Below are 11659 nucleotides of genomic sequence, written 5' to 3'. Positions count from 1 at the left end.
ACTCCCCATGTACAAGACCTTTCTCCTGGCCACCCTGCTGGCGAGCTCTGTCGCCCATGCCACTGACGGCAAGGCCCTCGCCAGCGCCCAGGACATTCCTCATCCGGCCGTGATCGCCCATCGCGGCGCCTCGTTCGACGCACCCGAGTCCACCACCCCCGCCTACCTGCTGGCCCGAGAGCTGGGCGCCGACTACCTGGAAATGGACCTGCAGCGCACCCGCGATGGCGTGCTGGTAGTGGTCCACGATGATGTGCTGGCCCGCACCAGCGACGTCGCCGAACGTTACCCGGAGCGCAAGGCCAGCCCGGTCAGCGCCTTCACCCTGGCCGAGCTCAAGGCGCTGGATGCCGGCAGCTGGTTCAACAAGGCCTATCCCGAGCGTGCCCGGGATGCGTTCAAGGGCCAGCGCATCCTGACCCTGGACGAGGTGATCGACATCGCCGAAGGCAACCCCGAGCGTCACCCCGGCCTGTACATCGAGACCAAGGAACCGGCCCAGTTCCCCGGCATCGAGCAGGACCTGAAGAAGCGCCTCGAGGCCCGCGGCTGGCTCGACAAGCCGGGCCGGGTGGTGTTGCAGACCTTCGACCGCAACAGCCTCAAGCTGCTGCACGAAGCCATGCCGCAGGTGCCGAAGATCCTCTTGCTGTGGGTGGCCAAGGGCAGCATCGAACCGGCCTCCGGCCAGGACTTCGCCGAATCCGGCGAGCAGGACAAGTCGGCGTTCTACGCCCGCCAGCAACCAAAGGACCGCGCTGAGTTCGAGCGCTGGCTCGACTACGCCAAGGCCGGCGGCGCCATCGGCACCGGCCCTTCGGCGATCCGCACCCACCTGGGCGAGCAGAGCTATTCCGACCTGATCCAGCCCTGGATGAACCAGGCCAGCCATGCCAAGGGCCTGCTGGTGCACGTCTACACCCTCGACGAGGCGGTGGACTTCGACAAGGCGATGAAAGCCGGCGTCGATGGCATCTTCACCAACCGCGCCGCTGAGCTGATGCGCTTCTATGGCAGGCCGTTGCCGCAGAACGAGGGCCAGTTGCTGCGCAAGCTGGGTTACTGATCGACAAGATGATGCTAGTGTCCTGTCTCGGAAATAAGCTGTTCACTTTTGGCGGCGTCTTGGGCGCCCGGCCGGCGTTGCCACTCCTCGCCATAGCCCTGCTATGACTCGTCGCGGCGCCTTGGCCGAACACCCAAGCCACTCGCCAAAAGAGAACGTATTCCCGAGACAGGACACTAGCGATGGCCGAATGACATGTGTGAGAATGATAGGAATTCCTATTAACGGCCCTCGCCACATCCGCAATGACCTCCCTTTCCAGCGTTTGGCACGCCCGACCGGCCCTCAAGGCGGCCGTCGACGATCTGCTCGCCCATTACAGCGATCTGCGCCGCTACCTCTGCGGGCGGCTGCGCAATCCTGACGACGCCGCCGACATCGCCCAGTCCAGTTTCGCCCAGGCCTATGCCCATGCGCTCACCGCACCGGTGATCAATGCCCGCGCCTTGTTGTTCCAGGCGGCGCGCAACCTGTGCATCGACCAGTACCGCCGGCGCAGCACCGAACTGGCGGCGCTGGAAGACTGGCTGGCGCGGGCCGATTGGCTCAGCCCCAGCGTGGAAGAGATCATGATCGCGCGCGAACAGCTGCAGCACCTGATCGCCCGCATCGAACGCATGCCCAGGCTGCGTCGCGAGGTGTTCGTCCGCGTGCGCCTGCACGGCCACAGTCATCGTGAGGTGTGCGAGGCCCTGGCGTTGTCGGCCAAGTCGGTCGAGCTGCATATCGCCCGGGCGGTCTTCGACCTGTCCGAGCTGCGCCTGGCGAGCCGTCATGACTGAGTCGGCCGCGCCGCGCAAGGTGCAGCAGGCGCTGGTCTACCTGGCGGCGCTGCAAGGGGACGATCCGGAACGCGTGCGCAAGACTCACGGCCTGGCGCAGCGCTGGCGCGGGCGCAGCGCCGAGCATGAGCGCGCCTGGCGGGAAGCCGAGCAGCGCTGGCAGATGGTTCACCGCCTCGCGCCGCAACTGCGTGGCGCGTTGCAACCGCAGGCCTGCGATGTCGGTCGTCGGCGGGTGCTGCGCCAGGGCGGCGCGCTGGCCGTGCTGCTGGCCGCAGGTGGCTGGCTGGGCTGGATGTACAAGCGCACCGCGCCGTTCCACCACGACCTGCAGACGGTCCACGCGCAGGCGCCGCGGGCCCTGGCACTGCCCGATGGCAGCCAGTTGCTGGTGGCGGCCGAAAGCAACCTGCGCGTGCGTTTCGATCATGGCCAGCGCCAGGTCCTGCTGCTGCACGGCAACGTGTTCTTCGATGTCGCCCATGAGCTGTGGCGACCGTTCCTGATCAGCACGCGCCTGGGCGTGGTGCAGGTGCTGGGCACCTCCTTCACGGTCAGCGACCGTGGCGACCGGGTCCAGGTGGCGGTGGCCAGGGGGCGGGTCCAGGTGCGCGACCTGCAGGGCGGCGAGCAGGTGCTGCAGGCCGGCGAACGCATCTGCCTGGATGGCCAGGGGCGGCTGGGCAGCTTGCGTGTCGGTGGCCGGTTCGGTCCGGACCTGGCGCACTGGCAGCGGGGTTGGTGGTCGTTCACCGACCAGCCGCTGGTCGAGGTGATTGGCGAGCTCAATGCCTATGTCGGGCGGACCGTCCGGGTCGATCCGGGGGTGGCCAACCTGCGCTTGACGGGCAGTTTCCCGAGCGACCGCCCCGAGGTGTTGCTCGAAGCGTTGCCGGGGATCCTGCCGGTCAGGCTGCTGGAGCAGGGGGCGCAGCGCCTGGTCGCACCGCGCTGAAATCCCGCAAATTGTTTTGAGGGGTAAACCGCCGCTGCCGCGTCATCAGCAGTGAACCCACCTCCTGCAAGGACCGATCATGTCGCTTTTGACCTCCCGCTTCCCTGGCACCCTGCGGCGCCTGGCCCTGGCCTGCGCCCTTGGCGGCAGCGGCCTGGCCCTGGCCGACAGCCAGCCGCTGAACCTCGACCTGCCGGGTCAGTCGCTGGAGGCCACGGTGCATGCCCTGGCCCATGCATCGGGGGTGGCGATCGCCGCCGACAGCCGAGTACTGGCCGGGCGCAGCGCGCCAGCCTTGCAGGGCCGCTACACGGTGCTGCAGGCCCTGCGCCAGCTGTTGGCCGGCAGCGACCTGGTGGCGGTGGAAGAAAACGGTGTGATCATCCTGCGCGGCCCGACCGACCAAGGTGCCCTGACCCTGGGGGCGACCACGATCAATGCCTCGGGCTTCAACAGCGACCTGCCGGAAAGCTACAGCGGTGGCCAGGTGGCCCGTGGCGCGCGCATCGGCATGCTGGGCAACCGCGACCTGATGGACACCCCCTTCAGCGTCACCGCCTACACCGCCAAGACCATCGAGAACCAGCAGAGCGGCACGGTCGGCGCGGTGTTGCGCAATGACCCGTCGATCCGCTTCAGCACCGGTGAAGGGCATGCCTACGAGAACTTCATGATCCGTGGCTATGCCCTGGATTCCACCGAGCTGGCGCTGGGGGGGCTCTACGGCCTGGCGCCCGATGGCCACGTGCCGACCGAATTCCTCGAACGCGTCGAGGTGCTCAAGGGGCCGGGCGCGCTGCTCAATGGCATGGCGCCCAACGGTGGCGTGGGCGGGGTGGTCAACCTGGTGCCCAAGCGTGCCGGCGATACGCCGCTGACCCGCCTGACCAGCAGCTACGTCTCCGATGGCTATGTCGCCGAGCATATCGATGTCGGCCGGCGTTTCGCCGATGGCCGCTTTGGCATTCGCTTCAATGGCGTCTATGGCAGCGGCGACACGGGCGTCGACGAACAGTCCAAGGACCGTACCCTGGCGGCGCTGGCCCTGGATTATCGGGGCGACGACTTCAAGCTCGAACTGGATGCCTACGAAAACCACGAGAAACTGGAGAACGGCAGCCCGATGATGGCCGGCTTCAGTGGCCTCAATCATGTAACCCGTGCACCTAAGCCGGACACCAACATCCTTGAAGGCATCCACGCCCGGCAGATCAGCAAGGCCGTGGTGGTGCGTGGCGAGTACCAGCTGGATGACAGCTGGACCGCCTACGCCAGCGTCGGTGGCGCCCGCACCCGCTACGACGGGTTTCTCAACGGCACCCGGGTGGTGGTGAACAAGGCCGACGGCACGGCCACGGGGGAAACCTACAACCAGGCCGGATACACCCACAGCCTGTCTACCGAGGCCGGTCTGCGCGGCAACTTCATGACCGGCCCGGTCAGCCACCAGATGGTGCTCAGCACCACCTTGCTGCACCAGGACATCGGCCGTGCGCCGACAGTCACCGGAGCCAAGTACCCCACCAACATCTACCACCCGGGCAAGGCGATCATTGCCGGCGACCACGGCAGCAGCACCAAGACCGGCGACAACACCCTGTCGAGCTTTGCCGTGGCCGATACCCTGGGCTTCATGGACGAGCGTGTGCTGCTCACCCTCGGAGTCCGCTCCCAGCGTGTGCGGCAGAAGATGAGCAACCCTTCTTACGACGAGCAAAAGCTGACCCCGGCCGTGGGTATCGTGCTCAAGCCCTGGGAAGCGCCGGTGTCGTTGTATGCCAACTACATCGAGGGCCTGACCCAGGGCGGCATGGTCACCGACCAGAAGGCCGCCAACTACGGCGAGCAGTTCGCGCCCTATGTTGCCAAGCAGATGGAGGCCGGGGTGAAATGGGACCTGGACGACTTCACCCACACGCTGGCGGTGTTCCAGATCGACAAGCCCAGCATGATCTACGACAAGCCCAGCAATCGCTACAACGATGACGGCGAGCAGCGCAACCGTGGCGTGGAATGGACGATGTTCGGCGAAGTCGTCCCCAGCGTGCGCCTGCTCGGTGGCGTGACCTACACCCGTGCGGTGCTGAGCAAGACCGCCAATGGCGCGATGGACGGCAACACCGCCCGTGGCGTGCCGGCCTGGTCGGCCAACCTTGGCGCCGAGTGGGACCTGCCTGGGGTCGAGGGCCTGACCCTGACCGCCCTGGGTATCCACAGCAGCTCCCAGTACCTCGATTCCGCCAACCAGTTGAAGATCCCGCAGTGGACCCGCTACGACCTCGGTGCCCGCTACGCGACCAAGGTGCTGAGCAAGGAGGTGACCCTGCGCGCCAGCCTGGAGAACGTCGAGAACCGCGCCTACTGGGCCGGTGTATTCAACGATGGCTACGCCACCGTCAGTGAACCGCGCACGCTCAAACTCTCCGCCAGCGTCGACTTCTGAGGTGGGTATGCAGAGATTCAAGCGCTTGGGCGGTGCATGGCTGCTGGCCGTGCTCTGTTCGAATACGGCCCTGGCGGCCGCGCCCGCCGATCTCGAGGTTGGAAAACCGGTCGCCGGCCAGGTGGGTGCTGCGCATCCGCCAGTCTGGCAGTTGGCCCTCAAGGCCGGGGACCTGGTGCGGGGGCGGGTCGACGGAGACGTCAGCCTGCGCCTGCTGGACGCTGAAGGGCGGCCGTTGCGCCTGCTGATCGACGGCCTGGACCAGCCCCGCGAGTTTCTCTTCGTCGCGCCGCAGGATGGTCACTACGCGGTGCGCGCCGAACCCCTGGCGATCCGCCCGGCGGCGCGCTTCAGCCTGAGCCTGGAGCAGGTCCTGCCTGTCGGCGAGCAACGCCGTACGCTCGCGCCCCTTGCCAGCCCGACCCTGCGCGCCCTGCAGCAGCATCTGGCAACTGGTGGCACTAGCGAAGCGTTCTGGCAGGCACGTGCCAGTGAGGGAACGCCCTTGGTCGAGGCTGTCCCCGGGCAACCCGGAAAGCGCCTGGTCACCTTCCTCTGGCGTGGGGCGCGGGATAACGTGCGGATGTTCGGCGCCCCCACAGGCAATCACGAACCGCTGTCCCGGCTGGGCGCGAGCGATGTCTGGTTCCACAGCTTCGAGGTGCCCGCGGCCACCCGCCTGAGTTATCAGATGGCGCCGGATGTGCCGGTGTCCGACGACCGCCGGGTGATCCTCGCCAGCACCCGGCGCGACCCGCTCAACCCGAACAGCTTCGCCGACGCCAGCGGCGATGCCTGGTTGTCGCGCTCACGGCTGGAGCTTGTGGATGCGGCGCCCCAGCCGTGGGTGGCCGAGCGTGCCGGGGTGGCGCGTGGCAGCCTGGAGCGCAAGCGCCTGGCCAGCGAGGTGCTGGGCAACGAGCGCGATATCTACCTCTACCGCCCGGCGGGCTGGCGCCCGGGCAAGGCTGACCAGGCCTTGCTGGTACTGTTCGATGCCCATGCCTACACCCGTCAGGTGCCGACCCCGACGATACTCGACAACCTGATGGCCGACGGCCTGATCCCGCCCACCGCGGCACTGATCATCGCCAACCCCAGCAGCGAAAGCCGCGAGCGGGAGTTGCCGCCCAACCCACTGTTCGCCCGGTTCATGGCCGAGGAGCTGATGCCCTGGGCCAGCCGCCAGGGATTGGCGGCACCGGCTTCGCGCACCGTGGTCGCGGGGTCCAGTTACGGCGGCCTGGCGTCGGCCTACATGGGCCTCAGGCACCCGGAATTGTTCGGCAATGTGCTGAGCATGTCCGGTTCCTACTGGTGGCCGATGGCCGGCGATGAGCCCGGCTGGTTGACCCGCGAGTACGTCAAGGCGCCGCGTCAGCCGTTGCGGTTCTACCTGCAGGCGGGGCTGTTCGAGGGGCCGAGGATCCTCGATACCAACCGCCATCTGCGCGATGTGCTGCTGGCCAAGGGGTACCGGGTGGAACAGGTGGAGTTTCCTGCCGGCCATGACTACCTGCAGTGGCGGGGGAGCCTGCCCTGTGGGTTGATCAGCTTGCTTGGGCAGGGGACACAGGCTGTTGCGCGGGCTTGTGTGCCGTAAATCGAGTAGACGTCCCGTTCAAGGGATGTCGTGCGTGCTCAGTGGGAAAGTGCTTTCAGAACATGATCAGGATCGTTGTGGATGGCCCTCAGGAGGGCTTTGGCCGGCCCTGTAGGTTCTCGACGTCCCTGCTCCCAGTTACGCAAGGTGGCCACCTGCACGTCGATCATCTCGGCAAAGCGTGCCTGAGATAGCCCGGTCGCCTTGCGGATGCTCCTGACCTGGAGGGCGTCGATTTCGAACTGGCGGGAGGGAGGGCGTTGACCTTGGATGATCTCATCCATTTGTTCAACGCTTTCCATCAGTTCGTCGAAGAAACGGCTCATGGCTGGCTCCAGTGTTCGATAACAGCTTTCAGTGCCTTGCGCTGCGTGGCGCAGAGGTCTGACTGTTCATTCTTGGGATAGATATACAGCATGGCAATTTGGGATGCGGCGACGAAGTGGTAGTAGATGACCCTGGCGCCACCACGCTTTCCATGTCCATTTGCCGGGACGCGGATCTTGCGCAGGCCACCGGTTCCCTCAACAAGCTCTCCCGCGTCGGGGCACATCATGAGACGGACTTGAAGCATTCGGTAGGCCTCATCATCGAGCAACTCTCTGACGCGTTTGGTAAAGATGGCTGTTTCGGTGAAGATCATAGCAGAAGGTACGCCATTGGCGTAGCTGATCTTGGGATCAATGCTACGAGTTGAAGATGAATGGCAAGGCTACAGAGTGGTGACTGTGGCGCTGCATCATTCTCTTCTGGTGATGGCGTAGTACCTTTCCTTTACTCGCTTGCTCCCTCCCGTCGAGCCCTGTTGCGCCACACCCGATACGCCCGAATCCCCGCCCGTACCGAGCCGAACAGCAGCTTCTCCTCCATCTCCCGCGCCATCCCGGAACGCACCAGCATGCGCAGGAAGGTGCCACGGGCGCGGGCGATGGCGAAGTGGATGCCCTGGGCGGCGAGGGTGTCGCGCACTTCGCGCAGGGCCGCCACGCCACTGACGTCGATGCTGGTCACGGCTTCGGCGTCGAACAGCACCACCTGTGGTTTCTCCACGCCCTGCACGGCTTCGAGCAGGCGCATCTTGAAGTAGTCGGCATTGAAGAACAGGATCGCGTCGTCGAAGCGGTACACCACCAGGCCTGGCACGGTGCGGGCGTCCTTGTGCTGGCGCACGTCCACCTGGCCCTCGATGCCCGGCACCCAGCCCAGCACGGCGTCGGTGGGCTGGTAGATGCTGTAGAGCAGGCGCAGGATGGCAAGGGTCACGGCGAACACGATGCCCGGCAACACGCCCAGGCCGAGCACGCCGACCGTGGTCAGCAGGCACAGCCAGAACTCGAAACGGCTGAGCTTGCGGATGGTCTTGAGCGACTTCACGTCGATCAGCCCCCAGCCGGCCATCAGCAGCACCGCGCCCAGCGCGGCCTGGGGAATCCAGGCCATGGGCGCGGTGAAGAACAGCAGGATCAGGGCGATCACCAGGGCGGCGATGATGCCCACCAGCTGGCTCTTGCCGCCGACCATGTCGTTGACCGCGGTGCGTGAGTCGGCGCCGCTGATGGCGAAGCCCTGGGATATGCCGGCGGCCAGGTTGCTCACGCCCAGGGCGAGGAACTCGTGGTTGGCGTTGATCGCGTAGCCGTGGCGGGCGGCAAAGCTGCGGGCAGTGAGCATGGCGCTGCAGAAACTGATGGTGGCGATACCCAGGGCGTCGCGCAGCAGGCTCTTGGTTTCCGCCAGGCTGCTCTGCGGCCAGGCCAGTTCCGGGATGCCCGCCGGCACCGGGCCGAGGATCGCTACCCCATAACGGTCAAGACCGAACAGCCCGGCCAGGGCGGTGAACACCACCACGGTCACCAGTGCCGCCGGCAGTCGCGGATAGCGTCGTGGCAGCCAGATCAGCAGGCCCAACCCGGCCAGGCCGATGGCCAGGGTCAGCCAGTGGATCTCGCCCAGGCGCTGGAGAAAATTGACCAGGCTGAGGATGAAGCCGTCGCCTTCGATCTTGAAGCCCACCACCTTCGACAACTGCCCGGCGAGCAGGCTCAGGCCGATGCCGTTGAGGTAGCCGATGAGGATCGGCCGCGAGAAGAAGCTGGCGATGAAGCCGGCCCGAGCCACCCCGGCGGCGATCAGCATCACGCCCACCAGCACGGTGACGATCACCGACAGCTCGGCGATGCGGTGCGCATCACCCATGGCCAGCGGCGCCACGGCCCCGCCGATCATGGCGCAGGTGGCGGCGTCCGGGCCGACCATCAACTGGCGTGAGCTGCCGATCAGGGCATAGACCATCATCGGCAGCACGCAGGCGTACAAACCGTACTGCGGCGGCAGGCCGACGATCTGCGCATAGGCGATGGCGATGGGGATCTGGATCGCGGCCACCGACAGGCCGGCCTGCAGGTCAGCGTGGAACCACTCGCGGCGGTAGTGCAACAGGTTGGCCAGGCCTGGTAGCCAGCGGGAGAGAAACATGTGCAATCCTTTGGAGATGTTTCAGAAAGCGTAGCGGTTATGCACCGCGAATCACTGGGCATTCAAGCCAATCGGCGCGGCAATGGTCATGGGCCAGATCAAGAAAGGAACGCTGGACACGAAAAAAGGAGCCGAGGCTCCTTTTGACAGCGACGACGTTGTTGGAACGTCGTGCGGGGAATGCGAGTTGGAGCGGGTAGAGGGAATCGAACCCTCCTCAATAGCTTGGGAAGCTATAGTTTTACCAATAAACTATACCCGCTTCGAAGCACGACTTTTTACCAGAACCCTCCCCGAATGAGAAGCCCAAGGCTGTAAAAAAGCCAGTCGGCGGCCCGTAGCCTGCGGTTTTCGAGGGCTACAGGACGCCGATGCGCTCAGATGGCCAGTGCATGCTGCCCCGCTTCCTGTGTGTAGCGGTGGCGGGTTTCGCGCAGCGCCGGCTTGAGGAAACCGAGCATTGCGCTGCGGGTGTCCTCGCAGGCGGCCTTGTGCTCCATGTCGAGGAAGTGGCCGGCGTCACGGATCACACTGAACTGGCTGCGTCCGACATGGCGGCTGAACTGGCGGGCATCCTCGACGGTGGTGTACTCGTCGCGGTCGCCGTTGATGAACAGCACCGGGATGTCGATGTTGCGCGCGGCCTTCAGCGCCCGCTCCAGGTCATGCTCTAGCACCTGGTTGATGTGGAAATGCATCTGCGCGTACTCGTGGCTGTCCAGGCTGCTGACATGCCGGTAGTTGAAGCGCTTGAACAGCGACGGCAGGTGCTTGCCGATGGTGTCGTTGACCAGGTTGCCCACCTGGTAGCGGTCGCAGGCGGCCAGGTACTGGCAACCGCGCTCCAGGTAGTCGCGCATCGGTTCGTTGATCACCGGCGAGAACGAGCTGACGATGGCCTTCTTCACCAGCCGCGGCTGGTGCGCCAGCGCCAGCAAGGTGCAGGCGCCGCCCCAGGAGAACGACATCACGTGATCGGCACGGAAGTGTTCGATCAGCTCGAGCAGGATGTGTGCCTCGGCTTCCTTGGTCAGCAGCCGTTCATGGCGGTTGTGGGGTTTGGACTTGCCGGCGTACGGCTGGTCGTACAGCACCACGTTGAACTGTGGGTGCAGGTTGCGCACTGTCTGTGCAAAGGACGCCGTGGTGGCCAATGAGCCATTGATCAGGATGATCGTCTTCTCGGCGCCTTCCGCGCGATGGAACTCCGTGTAAACCCGGTACTGCCCTTGGATATCAAGTACAGCGATTTCTGGCCTCATGTCATCGACTCCTGGCGCAAAAAGGGTATTCGCGTCACCTGGTGGCGTGTGCGATCGGCAGGCGGGTTGGGCGCCGAATCGACCGGACAGGCCATTAGGGTGCACGTGCTTTATGACAGGTAGGCATTCGCCTGGAACTGAAACCGGTGGGCCCTTGTGTCGATCCTTGACGCTTGTAGACGACGGTATTGTTGTGCGGGCGATTACCGTGCCCCTGGGCATCGAGACCCCGGGTGGCCGGTAAAGGGCGTCTTGGACTGCGCTTGTGACTGATAAGTCACATGCAGACCGACGAGTTAGCAGTCAAGCAGGGAGGGCGGGATCGCGCAAGTGCCGTTCAGGCAATCTTTCGTGGGAAACCGCCGAATGGCGGGTCCGCTCAGACCGAGGCGATTTCCTCGGCGGTCAGCGCCCTGAACGCTCCCGGATGCAATATCGGGTCCAGTGTGATCGACCCCATGCTTTCCCGGTGCAGTCCCACCACCTTGTTCTGGAAGTGTCCGAACATCCGTTTCACTTGGTGATAGCGGCCCTCGACGATGGCCAGGCGCGCGCTGCGCGGGCCGAGGATGTCCAGCTGCGCGGGCAGGGTGGTGAGATCTTCGAAGGCGAAGTAGAACCCTTCGCGGAACCGATCGATGTAATGTGCACCGATTTCGTCCTCGGTGTGCACCAGATAGGTCTTGGGCTGCTTGGTCCGTGGCTGGGTCAGACGCCGCGACCACTGGCCATCGTTGGTCAGGATCATCAGCCCGGTGGTGTTGTAGTCCAGGCGCCCGGCGATGTGCAGGTCATCGCGCAGCTCCGCCGGCAGCAGGTCGAGCACGGTGCGGTGCTGCGGGTCCTGGGTGGCGCTGACGCACCCGGCGGGCTTGTGCAGCATCAGGTAGCGCGCCGGACGCCCGGCCTGGTGCAGCTGCTCGTCGACCTCGACGCGGTTGAACTCGCGCACCTCCAGCAGCGGGTCGCCGGTCGGCAGGCCATCCACGCGCACGCGCCGCTGCGCCAGCAGCAGGCGCACTTGCTGGCGGTTGTAGCAGGGCAGGTTGCCGAGGAATCGGTCGAGGCGCATG

General features: G+C 65.5%; 10 protein-coding genes and 1 tRNA gene. 5 read left to right on the top strand and 6 right to left on the bottom strand.

Annotation, left to right across the window (positions count from 1 at the left end; all coding sequences use genetic code 11):
- The first annotated feature begins 7 nt into the window (after positions 1–7).
- The 5 genes from HU735_RS08260 (at position 8) to HU735_RS08240 (ending at position 6849) form a co-directional block, all read left to right on the top strand.
- Positions 8–1066: a glycerophosphodiester phosphodiesterase family protein gene (locus HU735_RS08260; RefSeq protein WP_186713101.1), complete on the top strand. Its 1059-nt coding sequence runs from the start codon at positions 8–10 to the stop codon at positions 1064–1066.
- A gap of 245 nt (positions 1067–1311) precedes the next feature.
- Complete coding sequence (locus tag HU735_RS08255; RefSeq protein ID WP_186713100.1) at positions 1312–1848, top strand: RNA polymerase sigma factor; 537 nt, start codon at positions 1312–1314, stop codon at positions 1846–1848.
- A complete protein-coding gene (locus HU735_RS08250) occupies positions 1841–2803 on the top strand; it encodes a FecR domain-containing protein (protein ID WP_186713099.1) in 963 nt (320 codons plus the stop codon). Before HU735_RS08255 ends, HU735_RS08250 begins: the two co-directional genes overlap by 8 nt.
- 79 nt (positions 2804–2882) lie before the next feature.
- On the top strand, positions 2883–5246 hold the full coding sequence (locus HU735_RS08245) for a TonB-dependent receptor (RefSeq protein WP_186713098.1): 2364 nt from the start codon (positions 2883–2885) through the stop codon (positions 5244–5246).
- A gap of 7 nt (positions 5247–5253) precedes the next feature.
- Complete coding sequence (locus HU735_RS08240) at positions 5254–6849, top strand: alpha/beta hydrolase-fold protein (protein ID WP_186713097.1); 1596 nt, start codon at positions 5254–5256, stop codon at positions 6847–6849.
- A 38-nt stretch (positions 6850–6887) separates the two neighbouring features.
- On the opposite strand, the gene nadS is transcribed toward HU735_RS08240, so the two are convergent.
- From nadS to HU735_RS08210, 6 genes are all read right to left on the bottom strand, one after another.
- The gene (nadS, locus tag HU735_RS08235; RefSeq protein ID WP_186713096.1) at positions 6888–7175 is read right to left on the bottom strand and encodes a NadS family protein; all 288 of its coding nucleotides are present in this window, start codon (positions 7173–7175) and stop codon (positions 6888–6890) included.
- Complete coding sequence (locus HU735_RS08230) at positions 7172–7492, bottom strand: type II toxin-antitoxin system RelE/ParE family toxin (protein ID WP_186713095.1); 321 nt, start codon at positions 7490–7492, stop codon at positions 7172–7174. The genes nadS and HU735_RS08230 overlap by 4 nt, the downstream gene beginning before the upstream one ends.
- A 131-nt stretch (positions 7493–7623) precedes the next feature.
- Positions 7624–9324 (bottom strand): SulP family inorganic anion transporter, encoded by a 1701-nt coding sequence (locus tag HU735_RS08225; RefSeq protein ID WP_186713094.1) that lies wholly within the window; start codon positions 9322–9324, stop codon positions 7624–7626.
- Positions 9325–9512: 188 nt separating this feature from the next.
- A tRNA-Gly gene (locus tag HU735_RS08220) sits at positions 9513–9586 on the bottom strand.
- A 115-nt stretch (positions 9587–9701) separates the two neighbouring features.
- Positions 9702–10586: an alpha/beta hydrolase gene (locus HU735_RS08215; RefSeq protein WP_186713093.1), complete on the bottom strand. Its 885-nt coding sequence runs from the start codon at positions 10584–10586 to the stop codon at positions 9702–9704.
- 379 nt (positions 10587–10965) lie between these two features.
- Positions 10966–11658, bottom strand: coding sequence for a pseudouridine synthase (locus HU735_RS08210; protein WP_186713092.1), 693 nt, complete (start codon positions 11656–11658; stop codon positions 10966–10968).
- Between the last annotated feature and the right edge of the window lies 1 nt (position 11659).

The organism is Pseudomonas sp. BW16M2 (assembly GCF_014268865.1).
GTDB classification, from domain to species: domain Bacteria; phylum Pseudomonadota; class Gammaproteobacteria; order Pseudomonadales; family Pseudomonadaceae; genus Aquipseudomonas; species Aquipseudomonas peradeniyensis.
The sequence above is the reverse complement of the archived record's forward strand: the minus strand, read 5'-3'. Positions and strand labels throughout refer to the sequence as shown.